The sequence below is a fragment of the Citrobacter sp. RHB35-C21 genome, assembly GCF_013816515.1.
GTDB lineage: Bacteria > Pseudomonadota > Gammaproteobacteria > Enterobacterales > Enterobacteriaceae > Citrobacter > Citrobacter braakii.
On the sequence record NZ_CP057147.1, the window covers coordinates 2386275 to 2407280 of the forward strand.

Annotated in this window: 21 protein-coding genes and 2 pseudogenes; 8 read left to right on the forward strand and 15 right to left on the reverse strand. The window is 47.8% G+C overall.

What is annotated here, in order from left to right; genetic code table 11:
* Positions 1-186 precede the first annotated feature (186 nt).
* From HVZ39_RS11670 to HVZ39_RS11725, 14 genes and pseudogenes are all read right to left on the reverse strand, one after another.
* The gene (locus HVZ39_RS11670; protein WP_131346163.1) at positions 187-540 is read right to left on the reverse strand and encodes a hypothetical protein; all 354 of its coding nucleotides are present in this window, start codon (positions 538-540) and stop codon (positions 187-189) included.
* A 103-nt stretch (positions 541-643) separates the two neighbouring features.
* A complete protein-coding gene (hxsC, locus tag HVZ39_RS11675) occupies positions 644-1852 on the reverse strand; it encodes a His-Xaa-Ser system radical SAM maturase HxsC (RefSeq protein ID WP_131346161.1) in 1209 nt (402 codons plus the stop codon).
* A complete protein-coding gene (gene hxsB / locus HVZ39_RS11680; protein WP_131346159.1) occupies positions 1849-3306 on the reverse strand; it encodes a His-Xaa-Ser system radical SAM maturase HxsB in 1458 nt (485 codons plus the stop codon). The genes hxsC and hxsB overlap by 4 nt, the downstream gene beginning before the upstream one ends.
* Positions 3296-3469, reverse strand: a complete 174-nt coding sequence (locus HVZ39_RS26425; protein ID WP_220137870.1) for a hypothetical protein — start codon at positions 3467-3469, stop codon at positions 3296-3298. The genes hxsB and HVZ39_RS26425 overlap by 11 nt, the downstream gene beginning before the upstream one ends.
* Positions 3470-3524: 55 nt before the next feature.
* On the reverse strand, positions 3525-3998 hold the full coding sequence (hxsD, locus tag HVZ39_RS11685; RefSeq protein ID WP_032947106.1) for a His-Xaa-Ser system protein HxsD: 474 nt from the start codon (positions 3996-3998) through the stop codon (positions 3525-3527).
* On the reverse strand, positions 3949-4269 hold the full coding sequence (locus HVZ39_RS11690; RefSeq protein WP_131346154.1) for a hypothetical protein: 321 nt from the start codon (positions 4267-4269) through the stop codon (positions 3949-3951). Before HVZ39_RS11690 ends, hxsD begins: the two co-directional genes overlap by 50 nt.
* 400 nt (positions 4270-4669) lie before the next feature.
* A pseudogene (locus tag HVZ39_RS26615) lies at positions 4670-5028 on the reverse strand (DDE-type integrase/transposase/recombinase); the annotation flags it as partial.
* A gap of 303 nt (positions 5029-5331) precedes the next feature.
* The gene (locus HVZ39_RS11695; RefSeq protein ID WP_181633625.1) at positions 5332-6396 is read right to left on the reverse strand and encodes an alpha/beta fold hydrolase; all 1065 of its coding nucleotides are present in this window, start codon (positions 6394-6396) and stop codon (positions 5332-5334) included.
* A gap of 135 nt (positions 6397-6531) precedes the next feature.
* Positions 6532-7293: a carboxymuconolactone decarboxylase family protein gene (locus tag HVZ39_RS11700; protein ID WP_181633626.1), complete on the reverse strand. Its 762-nt coding sequence runs from the start codon at positions 7291-7293 to the stop codon at positions 6532-6534.
* Positions 7271-7750: a cupin domain-containing protein gene (locus HVZ39_RS11705; RefSeq protein ID WP_016153327.1), complete on the reverse strand. Its 480-nt coding sequence runs from the start codon at positions 7748-7750 to the stop codon at positions 7271-7273. Before HVZ39_RS11705 ends, HVZ39_RS11700 begins: the two co-directional genes overlap by 23 nt.
* Before the next feature lie 107 nt (positions 7751-7857).
* Positions 7858-8505 (reverse strand): DUF4405 domain-containing protein, encoded by a 648-nt coding sequence (locus tag HVZ39_RS11710; protein WP_181633627.1) that lies wholly within the window; start codon positions 8503-8505, stop codon positions 7858-7860.
* A gap of 51 nt (positions 8506-8556) precedes the next feature.
* Positions 8557-9177, reverse strand: a complete 621-nt coding sequence (locus tag HVZ39_RS11715; protein ID WP_196406176.1) for a flavodoxin — start codon at positions 9175-9177, stop codon at positions 8557-8559.
* A 100-nt stretch (positions 9178-9277) separates the two neighbouring features.
* Complete coding sequence (locus HVZ39_RS11720; RefSeq protein ID WP_181633628.1) at positions 9278-10747, reverse strand: heavy metal sensor histidine kinase; 1470 nt, start codon at positions 10745-10747, stop codon at positions 9278-9280.
* A gap of 15 nt (positions 10748-10762) precedes the next feature.
* Positions 10763-11443, reverse strand: a complete 681-nt coding sequence (locus HVZ39_RS11725; RefSeq protein WP_181633629.1) for a heavy metal response regulator transcription factor — start codon at positions 11441-11443, stop codon at positions 10763-10765.
* Between the two features lie 219 nt (positions 11444-11662).
* Here HVZ39_RS11725 and HVZ39_RS11730 point away from each other — a divergent pair, with 219 nt between their 5' ends.
* The 8 genes and pseudogenes from HVZ39_RS11730 (at position 11663) to HVZ39_RS11765 (ending at position 20101) form a co-directional block, all read left to right on the forward strand.
* A complete protein-coding gene (locus HVZ39_RS11730; RefSeq protein ID WP_181633630.1) occupies positions 11663-12712 on the forward strand; it encodes an alpha/beta hydrolase in 1050 nt (349 codons plus the stop codon).
* A 668-nt stretch (positions 12713-13380) separates the two neighbouring features.
* On the forward strand, positions 13381-13776 hold the full coding sequence (locus tag HVZ39_RS11735; protein WP_181633631.1) for a VOC family protein: 396 nt from the start codon (positions 13381-13383) through the stop codon (positions 13774-13776).
* A 433-nt stretch (positions 13777-14209) separates the two neighbouring features.
* Positions 14210-14387 (forward strand): annotated as a pseudogene (locus HVZ39_RS11740) (transposase); the annotation flags it as partial.
* Positions 14388-14581: 194 nt separating this feature from the next.
* Entirely contained in the window at positions 14582-15535 is a 954-nt protein-coding gene (locus HVZ39_RS11745) for a LysR family transcriptional regulator (RefSeq protein ID WP_181633632.1), read from the forward strand.
* Positions 15536-15815: 280 nt separating this feature from the next.
* Positions 15816-16286 (forward strand): CYTH domain-containing protein, encoded by a 471-nt coding sequence (locus HVZ39_RS11750; RefSeq protein WP_181630509.1) that lies wholly within the window; start codon positions 15816-15818, stop codon positions 16284-16286.
* A 37-nt stretch (positions 16287-16323) separates the two neighbouring features.
* Entirely contained in the window at positions 16324-16959 is a 636-nt protein-coding gene (locus tag HVZ39_RS11755) for a hypothetical protein (protein ID WP_181633633.1), read from the forward strand.
* A 56-nt stretch (positions 16960-17015) separates the two neighbouring features.
* The gene (locus HVZ39_RS11760) at positions 17016-18587 is read left to right on the forward strand and encodes an SLC13 family permease (RefSeq protein ID WP_016153315.1); all 1572 of its coding nucleotides are present in this window, start codon (positions 17016-17018) and stop codon (positions 18585-18587) included.
* Between the two features lie 53 nt (positions 18588-18640).
* Positions 18641-20101, forward strand: a complete 1461-nt coding sequence (locus tag HVZ39_RS11765; protein ID WP_016153314.1) for a hypothetical protein — start codon at positions 18641-18643, stop codon at positions 20099-20101.
* Between the two features lie 112 nt (positions 20102-20213).
* Here HVZ39_RS11765 and HVZ39_RS11770 read toward each other — a convergent pair whose 3' ends face one another.
* Positions 20214-20723 (reverse strand): hypothetical protein, encoded by a 510-nt coding sequence (locus tag HVZ39_RS11770; protein WP_016153313.1) that lies wholly within the window; start codon positions 20721-20723, stop codon positions 20214-20216.
* Between the last annotated feature and the right edge of the window lie 283 nt (positions 20724-21006).

Below are 21006 nucleotides of genomic sequence, written 5' to 3' on the forward strand. Positions count from 1 at the left end.
CTGACACTAAAACACCCAGATAACTTTGAGAAGTACTCTTAGCAGTCCTATCAAGATACGAGATCCCGCTCAGAGAGGCTCTTCATTAAATCCAGGTGTTTTATTTTAGATATCTAAAGTGAACTGTAAGCATCCTAGTAAAAAATATTCACTTTTTGACGCTAGTTCTGTTTTTCGCTGTATCTTTTAATTAGAAACATCATCTAACTTTCCCGTCACGGCGCATCGCGCATACTCGCCACGTGAACGTGCGTTATCACTACAATATTTTTGTATTTCTGGTGTAGTTTCTGGTGCTTCTTGCAAATAGCCAAAGATAGTAACCAGTCCCGCGCTTTGACACGCTTCTGCATATGCATAAGTTGCTTTTTCTTCAAAGGTTTTGCGCTGATTTGGATTTTTGAGACCATTAGAGTTGAAATCTTCCAAACGCTTTATAGCATAATTGCAGTCTGCTTGATTAATATCTGCCGCATAAACACTGCTAATCAGCGTCAGAAATAGTAAGCCCAATACACTAATATTTAATTTAAACATCATATATCCTGTTCAGCATTCTTAGTATTTATAATGACGAAAGGTTGCGGCAACTCAGTTATAAAACCTGTATTGAGAAGTATCTCGCAACGCTCCACGATTCTGTTCAGTCACTAACAAAGGGTTTAATATGTCTGGATAGCCAAAATTTATCTGTGGATGAGTTAAAAAATCCGCAACAGTTGTTGCGCTTACAACAGTGCTCACAGGCGGGGTTCCAACTATTTTTAAAGTCACTGATGCTTTGTTTACAATAAATATGAGTATCAGTATTCACAACACACAAAGGTAGATTAAAAACCCGAACATCGATACCATAAAGCTGAAATATTTCAATAGTTTCAGAAAGAATATCTTTATACTCCCATGGATCGATAAACACTGTATCACGATTAAGTTTTGCATATCCCATGTTCTCCATCCCCATCAGAGCGACGTGTTTCACGAAGAACAGGTTACGGGAAATAAATTCAGCCAGCGCAGTCAGATGTTTCACTGTGAGTTTATTCAACACGACACGCAATTCGATACTGATGCCGTGCCTGTAGCAATTTAGTAAGCCGGCCATCGTTTGCTCAAAAGCACCTTCACATTGAACCACATAATCATGTATCTCTGAGGCATGCCCAAAAAGTGGAACTCCAGCGAGTAGTTGATGATTACCCACCAAGGCCAGGCGAGCCGTATAGTGCTCATTACTCAAAAAACGACCGTTGGTTAGCAAATGAATTAACGTCTGCTGGTTTCTGCTTGAGATACCTTCAATAATGCGCAGTAATCCATCGTTAAGCATCGTGGGTTCACCGCCAGTAATACACAGTGATGCAGGGAACAGTTCATCATCAATCAGGCTCAGAGTTTGCAGAATTCTGTGCTCAATAGATCTATGGTTGACCTCTGATTCTGGTTTTGGCGGCTGAGGGCACATAATGCAAAGGTTATTGCAGACTTCAGTTACAAGGAATGCATTGTTCTGCGAGCTGGCACGGAAAAGACGATGAATGCGCCCACGTTCACTTACAGTAATGACGTCGCCATGACTGAATACTTTGTCCTTATCGACAATAATTATCGGTATCTCTTTTTGCGATATAATAAACTCCAGGCGCGGGTCATCAAAGGTACAAATGATAGCGTAGACATTATGCAAAGGTGGTAAGGGGGCTTGCATGTGTGGTGACAAGTAAAGAATAGCATCGTCCACACTTTCATTCGAATCTGCGACAACTTTACCAAACAGTGGCGTATTCAAGTGCAATGTGCTATCTGCCTGTGTAGAAAGAAAAAGCGTATCTTCTGCGTAATGTGTATTCACTTCATACCCCACTGCATCAACAAGCGGCGAGTTTCATTATCACCCTCCGTGAATCTTTTAATGACCATGTTAATAATGCCCCTGTTTTTTACACAGAATTCATCTTTTCCTGGCTGCCCAAAAGTTGACCCTGTCACCTGATATCTGCGAATAGGATCTGCACCGCAATAAGGCGCGAATGCGCAGTCAGAACATACCGGTAGGCAGTCATTTACTCCCGCAGCTGCCAGGTCTTGCATAACAGGACCAAAGAACAGTTCTTCGGGACTATTCTCAAAGATGTTCCCCATTTTGAAATGCTGATCGCCCATTTCTGCCATCATACGGCTTTCATCACTCGGGTAAATATTGCCATCATAGTTGTAGAGTGTTACGCCAAAACCTGAGCCACAAGGAGACTGAAGGTCTACAAATCCCGCAGCCCACGGGGTCATGAGCTTTTTCATGATCAGGCTGGCATAGGATTCACGGAACGTAATACCATTGCGGTTTAGGCAAATAATGTAATCGAGGCATTTCTCATAAAATGCCAGAAACTGAGCAGTGCTATAGCCGACTTTATGAAAATATTTTTGGGCAAATCCATAGGGGTTAAGTTCGCGGATGAAGATACTGCGAAACCCCTGAGCAACATATTCATCGATTATTTCATGTGGCATTTCAAGACTTTGCCTGGTAGTAGTCATCAGTGCGCTTACCCTGTCAAACCCCTTCCTCCGTTTGATTTTATCTAGAGTCGCGACTAATGCGTTCCAGGCACCATTGTTGCCATACCTGCGGTTAGCATCATGTAATTCCTGTGGGCCATCCAGTGAAGTACTAATTGAAAACTGATGTTCAAGCAGAAATTCCAGGTCGTCATCATTCAGTTCGCACAGATTGGTACAAACTACGAACTGAATATCCTTTTTCGTGCCCTTTGACTTAACCAATGAAACTGCTTGCCGGATCAACGTCATATTTAACGTTGACTCTCCCCCTTGAAACTCCAGGGTTAACTTATCAGATGGCATAGACAGAAATAATTCAATGCTCTTTTCGAGAACGGCCGGACTCATATCATAGCGAGATTGATCAGACTGGCAGGTTTTACGTGATGCCTGACAATATACACAAGAATTATTGCACCTTACTGTTAGGACAAAGATATGCAATTGAGAGAAGTTCTCGAGAAACGCTTTTTTCGTTCTATATCGCGAAGCGAGTAGCGCTATTTGGTTATTATCAATATCCTGACAAACTATATGTTTGGCTTTCAGTTCATACCAAAGCATTGCATCTTCGATTTTTTCTTTTTTTATCAATGTAGAAAGTTGTGTCGGGTTGAGGCAAATCCACTCCCCGTAATCTGTCGAAAGGAAATAGTTTCCACTTTCAAGCAAACTAAATCGGAACGGAAGAAGTTGATATGCCTGGCGGACAAACGTTGAAGGTGCTTGGAATTTAACGCTCATTACTCATCATGTCCTGTATGCTTAACTCAAGGATATTATTGAGGAATGTGTTGATAATGAGCACGCTTTCTGGCTGGTGCTCTGCCTTTACGCTCATTTTCAGGCAAATTTCCTCGTTAGCATCAAACTCTACGCTCATATAGTCCGAAAATTGTCGGGCCATATTACAGATAGATTCTGGAGTGTAAAAATCGGGATCTAGTTTTATTAACATAAGATTACACTGCTGATACAAGAATAGTTAAATCGTCACTCTTATTCTGTACATTGATGAGTGAAGCAGCAGGAGAAAATGCTTTTTTAATGATTTCCTCATGTAAGGAAGATGTTTCCTGCAGAACAATTTGGCGCATCTGATTATCATTAAGTAATTGCAGAAAATGTTTTACAGTATTGCCAATATCATAGGTATTTTCAATTTTGTTATAAAAATAGATTCCCGTGGAATCATTTGTTAATTTTACTGCGTGAATGAAGTAATCATCTGTTAGCGCATAGCAGCTCTTCATTATTGCTTCTGGGCAGTAAAAATCTTTATTCAACGATAGCATAAAGAACTCACCCAACGCATTTCTTCCTTGCACAACATTATCCATCATCATCACCTTCTGAAAGGGCCAGCTTTTAGGCTGGCCTTGTTTATTAGCACGTTGAACCTGGTGTGCATGAGTAGTGGCTGGAATGGCTGGCATGACTGGAGTGGCTGTAATGCGCAGCGAATGCCTGTCCATCTAAAGACGGTTTAGACAGGATTATAGCCGTATTGGTTTGCTGTACGGTGTGATTAATGGTTGCTTGTGACTGAATAGTAGAAATAGGGGGTTCGCTGCCGTTGGATGCCATTGCAGGAGCACTTACTCCGGCAATCACTCCGGCAACGATCCCTGCCACAATTGGCGTAATACTTTTATTCGAAAGTTCGTTTACGGAACCTTTTGCAACTTTTGGCAATGCTTTCATCATTAATCCTTACCAAAGGTGAGAAGACAACAGAATTGTTATCATGAATATAATAAATCACGAATATATTTAATCGACGTGATATTTGTATTTGATATTTGATTTAAATCATATGGAGAGCGATCTGCAATATTTGAGTAAAACTTTTTTATTTTTAATAACATTCGTATACATCCTCTATACAAGTGCTTTTAGATGGGGGATTACTTATGTTATTCATGGTGTTATGATTAAAGGTGACCCTTCGATTGGTCTTTAGAGATACACTTACGATTAATTGAATAAGAATAATTATCATGAGCGGGCTTTGTAGAATTAATCGAACTTTGATCCTATCCAAGTAATGTGAACATAGCACTATACGAGGTTCTGGTTTTCAAATTTGTTCCGGGCTAAGGCTGCCGCAGGCATTGTCGTCGCAGCCTTCTTTACACTCATGCTGCCACGCAGAATATGCCGCTTCAGCAGGGCCTGATATTCCGTTGAACAGTACTGACCTCCCCTGTTGATATGGAAAGTGAAATTTTCCGAGCGTTTTTACCGCTACTGCGCCATTTGTAGTGCATCGCAGGCAAGCTGATCCGTCATTTGTGATGACAGTGAGGAACTGATAACCGCGCGGGCTCACAGCTCAATGACCACCGACAGATAAAGCCAGTCTCCATCGATACATAAGTATGTGGTATCACCAGCCCATTTCTGATTCGGTTCGCTGGAGTAAACATCCTGTTTCAGCAGATTTTCCGATACCCGTAGAGGATACATACAGGCGGAGTTCGTGAGCTGCGGCAGCAACACCGATGCGTTCGGCAAGCTTCAGAGCATCACGGCGAAATTCAGGCGTGTGCTGTTTGCGAGGCTTTTGGTTGTTTATACAGGTTTTGTCATAAGTCACCTCTGGTGGAGAGTTTACTCGCTTGCGGATAGCTAAATTTGTTCACTTTAACAGATATATTAATTTCCGCTCCTCGCTCAAAACAGACCGTCACGCCCCCATTTTATTTTTTTGATATAATTGATGATTGTATTGAGCCCTCAATAATGAAGGCTCAATACTAGCTCTTCCTATTGTAGATCTTTTTCCTCCAGGAATTGACTCACCATATCAGCAATCTGCACGTTATTCAGATCCGAGAACGGGAAGTGGGTATTGCCTTTGATTCCTTCCTCAGGCAGATGCGTCACAGTGACATCTCCGCCATGCTTATTCACCACGTCACGCCACTCGCGAGCCATTGCCAGACGCACGCGCCAGCTGTCTTGCGCGGGCATGGCGACAGGTTTATCAGGGATGTTATCGCCGTAAATAATCAGAATCGGAATTTTAGTCAGTGCCATAAACTGCTCCATCGGCACCGGTTCACCCTTCAGCGTGTCGAACGCGCTTGGCATTGGGGCAGGGAGCTCTTTCTCCGGGAAGACAAAGCTGCTACCAGGCTCGAAGGCGACAATGGCTTTGATCTTGTCATTTTTCATCGCCGTGTACCAGCCTGGTCCGCCACCCTGGGAGTGGGTAAAGAGGATAGCCGGGCCGGATTTATCCACGACGGCGGACATCGCATCAGAGATAACATTGATATCAAACGGCCCGGTATTCGGGGTCATCTGACGGAAATACTGATTCAGGGCTTCTTTGTCGTGAGAAAACTGAACGCCCTTAAAATACTCTGGCCACACGCCAACGCGGAACTGGTTAAACCACATCTGTTCATCCGGTTTAGGCGTAACCGTACCTTCTACCGTCGTGCGCCCGGCGCTGCCCCGGCGGGGCTGATCGACAAGATAAGTTGAGAATCCACGACGCAGGAATATGTTCTGGAATCCTTCGCGACCATCCGGCGTGGTTTCCCAGGTGCGGGAGAACTGACCTGCGCCGTGCAGCATGACGATAGGGTATTTATGCGGATTTTCCGGAATTTGGTAGAACACAGACGCATGATCGCCATGCCAGGTTTGACCCGCAGAGTCCAGCGGCGTTTTCGCGTCAAATTTCCCTGGTGCGGTGATGATTGTGCCACCAGCAGAAAAGCTTCCCTGTTCCTGAATGACCAGCGGCTCGGCGTATACCGACTGAGCCACCATGCCACCCGCCATCGCGCAGATGGCCAGCGTTTTTAAGACAGTTTTCAAGATTACATCCTCTGTTATGTTTGCCGTTCAATCATATCTGAGTTGTCAGCGTGAATTATTTAGCACCTTTGATTGCCCTTATTTGGCAGACTCATGAATGCGGAGGATTAGCACCGTATCGTCTCAAACCAACGCCTAACTGTTTGCTAACGCCCGTTGCAGCGCCTGTTCCGCCCGCGTAGCCGCATCTTCTGCGCCATTTTCACGAAGAACTTGTGCCAGTTGGCGCAGTTGCGCTGCCGTCAGGCCGACTCGCATGCTGGCTCGCGTATGCGATAACAGCTGAGCTTCAACGCCCGGCGTGGCGGCTAAAGCGCCAACCGTTGCCAGCTCGCGGCTTTGCCAGTCGAGGTTATCGCGGGCGAAAATGTCGCCGAACAGATGCGTTTGTAGGAATTGATTAATGACCGGGGCAAAATCAAACAGAGGTCCCTGGACGGGGGCGCCGGAGATTTTAGTCTGGTTTGCGGTACCGACACGGCGAAGCTCATCTCCGACAGGGATGGCGGCGACCGGCTCTTTACCTTCAACGTCTTCAACGCCACGTTGTTTACGTGCTTCGACGACTTTCATCAGTTCATTCAGCGCGTTCAGGCTACGGGGAAATCCCGTATAGGCATAGAGCTGGACGAGAATCTCTTTGGTCTCGTTTATCGTGAGTCCTGCATCAAGCCCCTGATTCAGTGCGGCATTCAGCTTATCCATCTGACTGCTGGCCATTGATGCCGCAATCAACGGGATGGCTTGCTGGCGAGCTGACAGCGTATCTGAAACCGTTTGTTCGTGGTTCATTTCTGAGGCTCCTTTATTGACGGGCGCAGCATGTGCCGTGAGACCCAAACCAAAGGTCAGCAGTACCGCTGCCGTTAATGCCTTAATGGGCGTGGTATTGTTCATCTGTCACTTTCTCCATCCAGTTAACGCTTTTGCCATCCACAATCCCGGTTATCGCCAGGTGCGTCATTGCGCTGCCGGGTGCCGCCCCGTGCCAGTGTTTGACGCCCGCCGGGCAAGAGACAACGTCGCCAGCGCGGATGACCTGCACCGGCTGGCCTTCTTGTTGGGTAAGCCCAACTCCCGAGGTCACAATCAGCCGCTGGCCTGCCGGATGCGTATGCCAGGCGGAACGAGCACCTGGCTCAAAGGTGACATAAGCCCCGGAAACGCTAATTTCGTTATCTGGTTTGAAGAGAGGATCAACCCGGACGCGACCGGTAAAGTTCTCTGCTGCCCCGTACACCGCATTCTGGCTTCCGGCGGTGGCGATATGGACAGCGGGATTTTGCTCCGCCGCCCAGGATGAAAACGTAAAGAGGGGCAGTAACAGCCCGAGGTAACGTAAATGTCTGATCATGCAAAGCGTCCTTATCTACAATGATGGAGAGGGTCTGCAATGATTCTAATCAGGGGGAGATGTCGTCAGACTGACGCCAGCCTGACAATTCTGTCAGTTAACCCTTATTATGGTGACGCTGCTTTGTCTTTTCTAAAAATAAGGCCCCAAAGCGAAAACCGTGTCATTAATGAAAATAAAACAATAATGGCCAGGTAGCGTAGATGAAAAAGTAGGGCAGATTCATCGTAATCGAAAAAGGAGAAATCGACCTTTATCAACAAATAATCGAGATAGTCCTGGTTCAGTAATTCGTACAATCCCAGTAGTGCGATTAGCGAAAAAACTCCTGGCATCATGACATTTGCAAAGAATGAATTGCTGGAGATGTTCAGGACCCGGCAGAAAAAAGTCGCCAGCATTTTCCAGTGCAACCCGATATGCAGCGCCAGAATGAGCATTCCCCAGTGGACCGACGTCATGTGTACTTTCCTGACCCAGCTCGCCGGGTTGTGGAACGCCTGGTCCAGAAGGATATGTCGGGACAGCATCATGCCCGAGACAATCGCGGTCAGAATGACAACGAATGTCACTGCATTAATGATTCTGTTAACTACCAGCATGGTTAACGGAATATTGGGCGACAGTGACCACAAGCGATGCCGGTTAAGATATAAATGCAGCATGATGAGCAGCGTAAAAATAAGACCCGCCCATTCATGCACAATTTCACCGTGAAGGTGAAATCCCATCAATACCAACAGAAGTAACGTCATCAGCGCATCCTGCATGACCTGGAAAATATAAATTTTCTTCATGTCGAGGGATTAACGCTGTGGCTGGACTTGTTTTACCCATTGCTCAACCTGCGCGGGTACGTCAGGAGCTGAAATATCGTTGCGCGAGATCGCGAGCGCACGAGTGACTAATTTGGCCTGTGGCTGCATGCGAGCAATTTCTCGCAGGGAGTCGGCTAACCTGCTGCCACCATGGGTGGTAAAGGGAACGACCGTTTTGCCTGCAAAGTCATTTTGCTCAAAGAGGCTGTATATCACCATTGGCATGGTATACCACCAGATGGGGTAGCCGACGTAAATGGTGTCGTAACTGCTCAGGTCAGGGAGCGGCGTTTTTAGCGAGGGTCTGGCTTTCGTTTGCTGTTCCTTTTCGGCAACGCGCAAAAGTGCATCATGCTGGCGAGGGTAGGGAGTGGCGGTTTCAATGCGAAACAGGTCGCCGTGAGTCTGCTTCTGAATCAGTTGCGCAATAAACTGCGTGCTGCCGGTTTCTGGCGTATTTTTTTGTAATACGCTGGCCCCGGAAAAACCATCCACGGCACCAGGTTTCATCTCCTCTGGTTGTGAAAAGTAGATAATCAGCGTGCGGGCGTGTGCGGATGAATCCTCTGATGCGAACGCGGGCTGCCCCAGAAGCCCCATGACCATCATCGCCAGAAACCCGCTAAATACCTTTTTCATTCTCACTGTTTCATTCCTTCAATCAGCCGTGGTGAGTATCAGCAGTGATTCTGGCGCAGATAGCCTGACATCAGACTGACGACTCTCTGACAATTTTGTCAGAAGTCTTTGCGCGCGGAGATCCCGATTTTGTCTCTGAAATCAGTCTCCCGGTTCGGATAGCGTCAGGCTGTTTAGCAAACGTCAGGCCAAAGGTATTGATACCGTTCTCGCTACGGGCAAAGACATCTCCCCGGTGCATAATGGCGACGGCACGGACAATCGACAGGCCCAGCCCATGATGGGTATCACTCCTGGCTCGGGAGGTGTCAACACGATAGAACCGTTCGAAAAGCCGGTGTAAGTGCTCTGGCGCTATCGGATCGCCAGGGTTAGAAACGTCTACACAAGCTTGATTGCCTTTTTCGCTTAAGCGCACCGTAACCGTGCTATTGGAGGGGGAATGCCTGGCGCTATTTTCCAGCAAATTAGCCAGTGAACGGTGAAACAGCCGCCTGTCGATATGCGCCGTGACGTCGCCCTCAACCTCCAGCGAAAGCTGTTTTTCAGCAAAAGAGGGTTCAACATATTCCGCTGTTTTCAGGGTTTCTTCGCGCAGGGAGACTTGCGTAAGCTGGGAAGCATGTTCACCCGCGTGCGCATGAGACAGGAACAGCATGTCGTTAACTATCGACGTCATGCGTTCAAGCTCCTCCAGGTTTGAACCCAATAACTCTTCCAGTTCATCTTGTGAACGTCGGCGTGATAGCCCGAGTTGCGTCTGGCCGATCAGGTTAGTCAGCGGGGTACGAAGTTCATGAGCAACATCGGCATTAAAGCTCTCGAGCTGTCGCCAGGCGATTTCCTGACGCTCTAACACGCCGTTAAATGATGATGCCAGTTGCTGCAGTTCTTCGGGCAACGCGCAGGTATTCAGGCGCTGGCCATGGTCACCTGGTGCAAGGTGTTGTGCCTGCTGACTGAGCATGCCCACCGGACGCAGGCCAATCCGTGAAACAATGTATCCCAGTAAGGCGACAATCAGTACGCCCAGCGCGGCAATAATCAGCAGCGTTCGTGTGAACGCATCAAGTGTGCCCATATACGGCGTGGAGTCGATGGCAACCACATAGCGCAGCTCAGGCCTTTCACCGTTGGCGGGGATGGTTTTCACTAACAGGAACAGTGAGCATGCACCTTCCGATGCGCCGGGCACTTTATTAAATCCCTCCTGCAAAGAAGACCACTGAACGCCCACCGGTGGTATTCCCCCCATGCTAAAGCGCGGGTTATCGCTCACTATCCAGTAACGAACGCGCTCACCTTCAGAATTGGTTAGCAGAGTAAATTTATTAGCCAACGTCGACCAGCCGTCAGCCGAGGTTCGTGCGGTGATCCACGGACTCATTAATGATTCCCGGAACAACAGTTCGTTGTGCATCTGCTTTTGCAAAGAGTCATGTAAGGAGCTTCTGAGCAGGATACCGATAATGGACACAATCAGCAGCGCGGATAAGGCAAACATCAGCGCCAGGTGAACGGAGATGGAACGTTTAGGCATGCTGAGCCTCTTCATTTATTCCGCCCGGACTTCGAGGACATACCCCATGCCACGAACGGTATGTAACAGTTTGACGTCGAACGGGGTATCCACTTTGGCTCGCAGACGTTTAATGGCGACTTCAACCACGTTGGCATCGCTGTCAAAATTCATGTCCCATATCTGCTCGGCAATCATCATTTTTGACAGGATCTCCCCCTGATGCCGGGCCAGAAGACTTAACAGGGAAAACTCTTTTGCGGTCAACTCCAGTCGCGTTCCGGCGCGAAATACGCGGCGGGCCAGCAGGTCGAGATGCAGATCGTGAATTTGCAGTTGGGTGATGTCTGCGCCATCCGTGGAGCGGCGACGCACCAGAGCCTGGATGCGCGCCACTAGTTCGATAAGAGAGAAGGGTTTGGGGAGATAATCATCCGCGCCAAGCCGAAGCCCTTTGACGCGCTCGTCGACCGAACCGCGGGCCGAGAGCATTAGTACCGGCGTTTGTTTGACGGCCCGCAGCCCCTCGAGTAACCGGTAGCCATCCATCCCCGGCAGCATCACATCAAGGATTATCGCGTCGTAGTCAAGCTCCAGCGCGTAATGAAGACCTTCTGCGCCATCTGCAGAGACATCTACCGTAAATCCGGATTCACTCAACGCACGGTTGAGATAGGTTGACGTTTTTTCTTCATCTTCGACTAGCAACAGGCGCATAACGGGATTTCCTCTTAACTGTTCAATCGGGCTTATTCTGCCTCTTGATTGCCAACATAAAGCTGACGCTTACCTGACAGCATTGTCAGAAACATGAAGCCATCTCAGTCTGCTTGCTGACAAAAATGTTATTTACCTGTCACGATGCTGACAGGCCTCTCTCTCTAACCTGAGTCTGCACATTTAAATCCGCAAGCCTGAAACTCATCGGGAGAGACCATGAAATTCAATCTGTTAACTGCAATACTGCTCACGGCAATAACCGGGGCCACCTCAGTCAATGCGGCTGATTACAAAAAAAATCCATTCACCCTGGCCTATGACGGTGCCATTACTGAGAACGTCAAAGGCAAGGTCAACATTCATCCGGTGAAGTACGATCTGCATGGCATTCAGATAGCTGCGAATGTCTATACCCCTGCTAACTACGATCCCGCCAAAAAATACCCTGCCGTGGTGGTTGCACATCCGAATGGCGGCGTAAAAGAGCAGGTCGCAGGCTTGTATGCCCAGCGTCTCGCCGAACAGGGCTACATCACGATTACTGCCGACGCGGCTCATCAGGGCGCGAGCGGTGGGATGCCTCGCAGCGTGGATAAACCCGCTAATCGCATCGAGGATATCCACGGCATGGCTGACTACATCAGCCAGTATCCGGGAGTGGATACTTCCCGCCTCGGTCTGCTGGGTATTTGCGGAGGTGGCGGTTATTCACTTGTTGCGGCCGAAACGGATCAACGGTTTAAATCGATCGCAACCATCAGCATGTTTAATTCAGGCTTGGTGCGCCGCAACGGTTTTCAGGACTCACAGCTGGATACTATTCAGCAGCGTCTTCAGCAGGCTTCTGACGCACGTGCTCAGGAAGCTTCCGGAGGCGAAGTCCTGTACTCCGGTGATGCCAATCTGACTGATGAACAGATCGCTAAGTTACCTTTTGCCTTATATCGACAGGGCTATGAGTACTACTGGAAAACTCACGCGCACCCGAACTCTACGTTTAAATACACGACAAGTAGCCTGTTAGATTTGATGAGTTTTGACGTTACGGACCATATCAATCTCATCAATAAACCGCTGCTGATGATTGCTGGTACAAAAGCCGATACGCTCTATATGACGGAAGATGCGTTTGCGAAAGCCACTGGTACAAAAGACAAAGAACTCTTCCTGATCGATGGCGCTACCCATATCGAGACGTATTGGGTTCCTGAGTACGTCGACAAGGCTTTGCAAAAGCTGGACGTCTTCTTCGATAAGAGTATTTAACCCCTATCAGACGATACCTTTGGCCAGTCGCTCAGGCTGGTCATATCAGGACATAATGAGTGTGTCCGCATGTGACCAAGACTAACGAAGTCGGGAGGAAAGATAATTACGCACATTAAATAGCCGCTATGAATGAAATTCATAAAACGGCAGCGACATCTGAGGATTATTTTTTGCCTGTAAGGTTTTACTTCGTGGTACAGGCCAACTTTAGGTTTAGCATTACGGCATTGAGTGCCTCCTTATCCAGCATGGCTTCGGCATGCAGCTTCTTGAGGCGGGCGTTCTCCTCTTCAAGCGACTTGTTCGTCGGAAAAAACTTTAAAATAATACTTAAGGCGTTAAGTGCTAATACCCGACGCCTTTCAGGTTACTTGCAGGACGGTCACAGCGGGAAAATGCAAACACGGTTGTGCTATTAGTCAGATACACACCTTTTAACTTGCTAAGAAAAGCTATAATCTGATGTCGTCAACGCAAACAATAAGCTCAATGAGAGAATATACAGGAACAGAACTGGAATAATCGCACTTTCAGGAATACAAAGGAGCACCAGGATGATATATCTGAATTTTGACAGAGCTTATCTCTGATAAGCCAAATTAATAGTCACGCTCAGATGCTCAAACTTGCGTTTTGTGGTTTATGTAATATATAAGGGAAAATATATGAAATTCAACAATGTAAGACTGTTAGTCAAAGATTACCGCAAATGTTTCAATTTCTACACCCAGAAGCTTGGTTTGGAAGCTGTCTGGGATATTGAAGATTGCTATGCCAGCTTCAAAGTCGCCGAAGGTATAGAAGGTCTTGCTATCTTTACTTCTGATCTGATGGCCCCAATTATTGGAAATGCTGACAGAGAAAAGTTGATAATATATCGAGAAAAATCAATGGTTTGTTTCGAGGTTGATAATGTAGATGAAAGCTTTGAGGCCTATTCGTTAAAAGGGATTAAATTCATTAACGAGCCAATAGATATGCCAGAATGGGGTGTGAGAGTGGTTCATCTGTACGATCCGGAGGAAAACTTGATTGAGTTATTTACGCCGCTTGGAGGCTAACAGGGGTGTCATTACTTGAGGCATAACACCCGACTGTTGATACACGTTTATCCGGACCAACACTAAACTCGTTGGGGACTGCAGACGTTTTGGCTATCGCCATATATGACACCTCTGTATGGCTGAGGTCAGCATGCCTGCAACTGCTCCGTCATGCGCCCCCTAATTTCTCGTTCGTGCTTCCTATTTCAAGCAGATTCCCCTCTGGATCGGAAATATAAAAATTTCGGATGCCAAAAGAAAGCGTCATTGGTCTACCTGCAGAAAATTGCAATTTCGACTTTAACTCTTTACTTGCAAATAATGGTTATTATCACCTGATAATATAACTGAGCTAATTCACTTATTACTTAACCACCTTTAGCTAAATTCGCAAAATCCCTTTTATTTCTACTGTAGTGGTTTATTGAATTTGGCCACCTGAACAGAGGTGATATGCTCATCTCAGAACAATACAGGTGTCCCAACGAAAAAAAGAAATTTCAGCGCAGAGTTTAAACGCGAATCCGCTCAACTGGTCCTTGGCCAGAACTACACCGTTGCAGCTGCGGGATGAACGACAGTGTAAAATGCCAAAAGCCTCCCCTATAACCCCGGAACAGGTACGTATAACAATGGTAACGCCATGTTTGCGTGGATGCGCTTCGGCTTTTAGAGACAGCGAGGCATTATCACCTTTTCTCATGCGGTTTCCGGAATACGTCATCCAGTAAAACGAACGGATGCTCCCCTGCTTTTTCTGTGTTAATTCGGTATATTCATATTCAGAATCGTTAAACGCACCTCTAACTGCTGGTACCTAAATATGGATATTGACCATTTTAAGACGTTCAACCAGGTTGTTATCAGCGGCAGTTTTACTAAGGCCGCACAGGCACTCTTTTTATCTCAGCCCGCCATCAGCATGCAGATCCAGGCACTGGAAAGCTATCTGAAGGTGTCATTATTCGATCGTTCCCGTCGGCAAATTAGTTTAACCAAAGAAGGCGAAGTCCTGTTTGAATACACACAGCGTATTTTTCATCTTTTTGATGAAGTACAGAGCGTGTTTCAGGACATCAGTAAACTACAGGTAGGCCGTCTGACCATCGGGGCGACGGGCGTGATGGGCACTTACTATCTCACGCGTTTTATTCAGCGTTTCCACGAACGCTTTCCGGGAATTGAACTGGAAATTCTGACCGGTAACTCGCACCACATTGCGGAACTGGTCGCCAGCGGCGAGGTTGAGATCGGTTTTGCCGGACGTTCCGTAATTCGCTCTCCGTTACAACAGGTATTTCTGCATCGGGAAAACTACAAAGTAGTGGTGGGCAAGCACTCCCCCCTGGCGACATGTGCCGGGCGGGATATGAGTCCGGATGAATTACTACAATCACCTTTCATTATGCGTGAGAAAGGAACGCGGATAAGAGCCAAAATAAATTCGTGGTTTAAACGTCACTCAGCGAACACCGCTCCGCAAAACCGTGTGACGCTCTCTAATCTGGAGGCGACTAAACGGCTTATCGGCAGCGGTTATGGCGTAACCGTGATTCCTCATCTGGCGATATCCGATGAGGTGAACAGCGGTGAGCTGGTTGAACTTCATGTCAACGGTTTTAATCTCGCGGTAGATTACTACCTTGTTTACCAGGGGGAGCACTCACTGTCCCGCGCCGCCCTCGGCTTTATTTCACTGCTTTATGATGACACTCCAGATAATGAGTGGGGGAGTTTTCCTGAGCTGCTGGAAAATATATTCCATAATCATCGCTAAGTGGCATTGTTCATTATCCTTGATACAACAAGGACTCATACGCTTATGTCTGAAAAAACAGCCTATAAGCCGAACACATTGCTTACGCCCCTATCAAATTTAACTCTCTAAAATTAATGAGAAAATAATAAATGTGATCGGCGTCAACCTATAAACTGAGCTTATAGGTCTGATACTGATTTACAATTTTTAATCCTACCAGAAGCCTGCCTAATATGGAGTCAATTAAGAGAGATAGTGAATAACTATCGACAGATGTTCCGACAATGAGAGGCTTAAGATGGCTAAAGAAATTGAAAGGAAATTCCTGGTGTGCTCAGAGCAGTGGCGCGCACTTGCAGAGGGAACCGTTTATCGTCAGGGATATCTCAGCAGTATAAAAGAGAGAACCGTTCGTATCCGGACGATAAACGATAAGGCGTTCCTGACCATCAAGGGAGTTACCGTTTCTGCAACGCGAACTGAATATGAATACGAAATTCCGTATGCCGATTGCTGTGCCATGCTGGATGAGCTGGCAGAGCGCCCCATTATCGAAAAGAAACGCTACAAAATCCCGGTGGGTGATGTGGTGTGGGAAATCGACGAATTCATGGGGGTTAACGTCGGACTGATCGTCGCAGAAGTGGAATTGAAAAGTGAAGAGCAGAAGTTCGATAAACCCGAGTGGATTGGTGAAGAGGTGAGCGGCGATCCGCGCTACTTCAACTCCAATCTGGTCGCCCATCCTTTTACCGAATGGGATAAATAGCGGCATTCACCATTCTTAATGGAACAGGAGAATCACAATGGCTACGCATATGGATAAGAATACCGCCACGTCGTCGAGCGACGCTGAAAAAATCATTCCCCGCGCGGAGTTCCGCGTATTCGGCCACGGCATTATCGAACGGGTAAAAGAAAAAATGTGGGATGCCAAAGCCACATTATTTAAGGCTCGTAAGATGCCGGAAGAGACCTACTTTCTGTCGCTACATACCGATACGGTTAACGTTAAAGTCCGCGACGGTCTGCTGGATATCAAAACGAAAACCGGCGAAACCGCGGAAGGCTATGAGATCTTCCAGCCGCGCGGCAAGTTTCAATTCCCGGTGCAGCGTGAGGAGTTAGCCACCATTTTGCAGCACCTCCAGGTCAACATGGCGCTGGATAAAGAGAGCTATACCCTGGAAGAATTTACCAATATGGCGCGGGCCAGTAGCGATTTAGTACCGGTTAAGGTAGAGAAAATGCGCTACGGTTTTTCCGTTAACGGCATCATCAGCGAATACGCGCAGGTATGGTTTAACGGTGCGATGGTCGAAACCGCCTGTTGCGAAAGTGAAGATTATGCCGGAATTAAGGCAGCGGTTGCGGCGCTGGGGCTCGACGAACTGCCTAACACGAATTATCTGAAAGCCGCCAGACAGGTTGTTGGCATGTGAAATTCACGCCTCCATGGGTAGCTTGCTGCCCCGGAGGCGCATAAGGAGACATGGCCATGTCAGACAAAGGCGCTAAGAAAGTTTTCGATCCGCTGGATATGAGCAATTATTCTCTGGAGAAATTCAAGGAGATTAAAGCCGGTATCTGGATGGAACGGATCAAATTCATCGGTATGCCGCTGGCTATCCTGCTGTTCCTGTTCTTTCATTTACAGTGGGTCGGGCCTATCGAAATGTTCGATACCCAAACCAAAGTTCCTCCGGCCAACTGTTACAGCGCAACGGGAATTTTTCTTGCCTCGCTGGTGCTGTGGTTGACGGAGGCGATTCCGAACTATCTCACCTCGCTTATCGTGGTCGTCACGGTGATCCTGACCGGCACAATGAAGATGCGTCCTGCGTTTGCCATGCTGGGTGAACCAGTAATGATCCTGAACATTGCCAGCTTCATCATGGCCAGTGCCCTGGTGGTGACAGGGTTGGCGAAGCGTATGTCGCTCTGGCTGTTGGTACGTATGGGGAATAATATCTCGCTGTTGTTCTGGTGCTTTATATTACTCAACCTGATTCTCGGGGCGTTCATCAGTGCGACCTCTGCGAAAACGGCGCTGCTGTTACCGCTGTTTATGGTTATCGCCGCCATCTACGGTGCGACCGGCGGGGAAAAACGCAATAACGTCGGGCGCAACATGGTGCTGCTGAACCTGCTGGCGAATAACGTGTCGGCCAGCGCCTTTATTACCGGTTCCGCAGCTAACCTGCTGGCGGTCGCGATGATGGAGCAGGCGGGATTCAAAGTCTATTACGGCGACTGGTTCATTGCCCTGTGTCCACTGGCGCTGATTCAGTGTGCCATTGCCTGGTACACCGGAACTCGCTGGATTTTCCCCATTAAGAAAGAAGATGCTAAGCCGAAAATTGAAGGCGGCATGGATCGCCTGAAAGGGGAATTGGCGCAGCTCGGTAAGATTAGCGCGGGTGAAGTTCGCGCGGCGCTGACCTTTATTATCGTCTTGTTGCTGTGGGCGACCGACCGGGTGCACGGTATGCGTGCCGAAGTTATCGCCGTGGCGGGTGCCTGCGTTGTTCTGATGCCTTCGGTGTGCAAACTTCCGGCGCTGGGCGTGATGAAGTGGAACGACGCGGACATTCCCTGGCATATGCTGATGTTCAGCTTTGGTGCTTACGTCCTTGGCGGAATGGTCGATCAGACGGATATCGTCGGCCTCTATATTCACAGCCTGTTTGATAAATGGCAGATCGACCCTTCAGGTGGCGGCAAACTGTTGGTCTTTGCCGTACTGAGCGGCGTGTTCGCCATCACCACGCTGGTGAGCGAAAGTAAAACGGCACGTACCATCATTATGTTCCCGATCATTATCAGTATCGCTAAAAAGTTCGGCTGGGACGTGGTGGGATTCTGTCTGCCGATGGCATTCCTGATTAACCAGGTTTACGTGCTCTACTTTAACTCTAAACCCGCAAACATCAGTTACCTGCTCGATCACTACTCGACCGGCGAGTCTTTCAAATATGGTATTATCCAGATGGCTATTATTTGGGTGTTACTGATTTTATGGACTCAATATGTCATGCCGCTGATGGGGTTCAATAGCGCCCTCTGGTAGCATTGATGTGAAGGCGGTAATTCAAATTACCGCCTGATTTGCAGGAGGCAAAGATGCCAGGCGATACGATAAAAGCATCAGGAAAACGCTGTATCGAAATTAAGCAGCGGATTTTTTTCCCGCAGAAAGTCGGCACCAAACCTCTACGAAGCGAAAACTACCATATTGAAACCTGGCTATTCTTTCCTTCCAGTTTGCAGATCAATCGTTGGACATTTCCGCCGCAGGCCTTTCAGCAAAACCTGAAGAACTATATTCGCCTGCGTCCTCCCACCCTGTCGCTGCGTAAATTGTCCGTCAGCGTGCCGAAGACGCTGGGGACAATTGAACGGTTAATTACCGAACAGAGCAAAGATACCTCTGCGCAGGGTTTTGAATACCGACTCAAAATGTTTTGCCTGACCTTCAAACGGGCGCTTCACGTAGAGGTACGTTATATCGGCAAGTTGAGCGAAGACAAACAGGAGCAGGCGCTGCTGAGCTTCGCCGCCACCGCAGAGGATATTCTCAATAACTATCGTCGGATGCGGATAAAAATGTCAAAGGTGGCTGAGGTCAATGCGTTACGCATCATTGACTATGGTGACGAATTCCTCTCACTGATGCTGACGCACTATGGTCGTAAATTGCTCAATGATCTTTCGCCTTCACCGGGATACGATACTCTGCGTATTTTCTGGCGCGAGCAGATGCTGTATCGCAAAGCCAATCATCCGGGGACTTTCCCGTCACCTAATTCGGATAACGAACTGGTGATTTATCACGTTAATACCCTGAAAAAATATATCAGCAGTCCAATGTATCTGGATATACGGCGTAAAAAAGGCGAGACCTTTCTGGCGCATACCATTGCCGGAATCGCCGCGGCAATTGCGATGATTTTCGCGACGGCGGTGGCGTTTATTTGGCAGGGGAAATACGGAGCGCTGAGCTTTCAACTATTTCTCGCAATGGTGATTGGCTATATCTTTAAAGACAGAATGAAAGAGGGATTTCGGGCGCGATTGTTTTCGACATTTCGCCGTTGGTTACCTGACCGACAGCAGATAATTTATAAAAACCTGCGCTCTCCGGTCGGTAAGTGCAACGAATCTTTCGTCTTTGTGGGGGAGCGTCAGCTACCCGATGACGTCAGGACGATGCGCCGTAAGGTGCACATTCTGGATATTCAAAACTATTATCTGAGCGAAGACATTTTGCACTACTCCAAACACGTTCATCTGCGCGGCGGGGACCAGATGTTTTCCGCCGTGAATCGTTCTGTGATGGATATTACGCGCCTGGATATCACCCCTTTTTTGAAATACACCGATGAGTTGCTGAATGAATTACCGACTCTGGATGATGAGCAGGTGCTGTACGGGGAAAAGGTCTATCACATCAACCTTATTCATCGGGTGACGGATGGCAAAGAGAGTTTTCTGGAGCGGGCACGCATCATTATTAACAGCGCGGGTATCAAGCGCATTGAACCAGTTTTTACTGCCGGGGAATCAGAAAGCGAAGAGGGCTGACGACAGAGATAAAATGCCTGATGGCGCAGCGCTATCAGGCCTGCGGGTTCCACATCTGTAGGCCTGATAAGGTGTTTACGCCGACATCCGGCAATAAAAGCTGAGCAACCGTTCAGCCTGTTTTACGCACAGGGCGATAGTGGGTGGATTCGTCAAGAAAACGGCGGATGTGGATTTCTTTTTCCAGCCGCTGTTGAAGCTGACGTTCGAGCGCTTCAGGAGAGTGCAGATCGGCCAGCCGCTCGTTGATTCTGCTCACGGCTTCGCTGCGCAGCTGTATATGTTCCTGGATATTCTTCTGTGCCCGTGCTGTCCGGGTATCGCCGAAGAGCATAAAGGTCATTAATTCACGCTGCTGCTCAGAGTTAAGGGCGTTCAGATATTTGGTGCACAATGTTTGGTAGGTGATGATGCGACGATCGAGTTCGTCAACCCAGGCGGTCAGCTCGTCACGCTGCGCGGGTGAAAGCTCAGCCATTTCCTGCTGACCGAAAAGTGTTGTTCTCAGCGCCTGAAGCCCTGCGAGATACTGCTGCTCCAGAGGAATCACGCGCTGAGCAAAGCATTCATCCAGGGAGGTTTTCGTTTCCTGCGCGATATTCTGATAAACAGGTTGACTCATTTTTTCCTCCCGCACGCGTGGTGCTATCAGATAAGACCAGAATTGCAGCCAGGATGAGTGCGATCCCGCGTCTTAATTTAAGCTAACATAATAAATTATAAACAAAAAATCTATTCTGCTTATCTGAATGATAACCTGCTCTTATAGTTCACCTTAGTTTCTTTGCGTCAACAATAGATTGACCGCCAGGCCTTGCAGGCTGCTACACACACCGTTTTCCACGTCCGACGATAAAGCATTTGCTTGTTCATAATCGATTCTGTCGATCGTGCCGATCGGTATT

What these genes read in the sequence shown, in the direction of transcription:
- HVZ39_RS11670 (WP_131346163.1), bottom strand. Translation starts at nt 540, where the DNA reads ATGATGTTTAAATTAAATATTAGTGTATTGGGCTTACTATTTCTGACG.
- hxsB (WP_131346159.1), bottom strand. Translation starts at nt 3,306, where the DNA reads ATGAGCGTTAAATTCCAAGCACCTTCAACGTTTGTCCGCCAGGCATAT.
- HVZ39_RS26425 (WP_220137870.1), bottom strand. Translation starts at nt 3,469, where the DNA reads ATGGCCCGACAATTTTCGGACTATATGAGCGTAGAGTTTGATGCTAAC.
- hxsD (WP_032947106.1), bottom strand. Translation starts at nt 3,998, where the DNA reads ATGCCAGCCATTCCAGCCACTACTCATGCACACCAGGTTCAACGTGCT.
- HVZ39_RS11690 (WP_131346154.1), bottom strand. Translation starts at nt 4,269, where the DNA reads ATGATGAAAGCATTGCCAAAAGTTGCAAAAGGTTCCGTAAACGAACTT.
- HVZ39_RS11700 (WP_181633626.1), bottom strand. Translation starts at nt 7,293, where the DNA reads ATGAACAATACCACGCCCATTAAGGCATTAACGGCAGCGGTACTGCTG.
- HVZ39_RS11705 (WP_016153327.1), bottom strand. Translation starts at nt 7,750, where the DNA reads ATGATCAGACATTTACGTTACCTCGGGCTGTTACTGCCCCTCTTTACG.
- HVZ39_RS11710 (WP_181633627.1), bottom strand. Translation starts at nt 8,505, where the DNA reads ATGACGTTACTTCTGTTGGTATTGATGGGATTTCACCTTCACGGTGAA.
- HVZ39_RS11715 (WP_196406176.1), bottom strand. Translation starts at nt 9,177, where the DNA reads ATGATGGTCATGGGGCTTCTGGGGCAGCCCGCGTTCGCATCAGAGGAT.
- HVZ39_RS11720 (WP_181633628.1), bottom strand. Translation starts at nt 10,747, where the DNA reads ATGCCTAAACGTTCCATCTCCGTTCACCTGGCGCTGATGTTTGCCTTA.
- HVZ39_RS11725 (WP_181633629.1), bottom strand. Translation starts at nt 11,443, where the DNA reads ATGCGCCTGTTGCTAGTCGAAGATGAAGAAAAAACGTCAACCTATCTC.
- HVZ39_RS11730 (WP_181633630.1), top strand. Translation starts at nt 11,663, where the DNA reads ATGAAATTCAATCTGTTAACTGCAATACTGCTCACGGCAATAACCGGG.
- HVZ39_RS11735 (WP_181633631.1), top strand. Translation starts at nt 13,381, where the DNA reads ATGAAATTCAACAATGTAAGACTGTTAGTCAAAGATTACCGCAAATGT.
- HVZ39_RS11745 (WP_181633632.1), top strand. Translation starts at nt 14,582, where the DNA reads ATGGATATTGACCATTTTAAGACGTTCAACCAGGTTGTTATCAGCGGC.
- HVZ39_RS11750 (WP_181630509.1), top strand. Translation starts at nt 15,816, where the DNA reads ATGGCTAAAGAAATTGAAAGGAAATTCCTGGTGTGCTCAGAGCAGTGG.
- HVZ39_RS11755 (WP_181633633.1), top strand. Translation starts at nt 16,324, where the DNA reads ATGGCTACGCATATGGATAAGAATACCGCCACGTCGTCGAGCGACGCT.
- HVZ39_RS11760 (WP_016153315.1), top strand. Translation starts at nt 17,016, where the DNA reads ATGTCAGACAAAGGCGCTAAGAAAGTTTTCGATCCGCTGGATATGAGC.
- HVZ39_RS11765 (WP_016153314.1), top strand. Translation starts at nt 18,641, where the DNA reads ATGCCAGGCGATACGATAAAAGCATCAGGAAAACGCTGTATCGAAATT.
- HVZ39_RS11770 (WP_016153313.1), bottom strand. Translation starts at nt 20,723, where the DNA reads ATGAGTCAACCTGTTTATCAGAATATCGCGCAGGAAACGAAAACCTCC.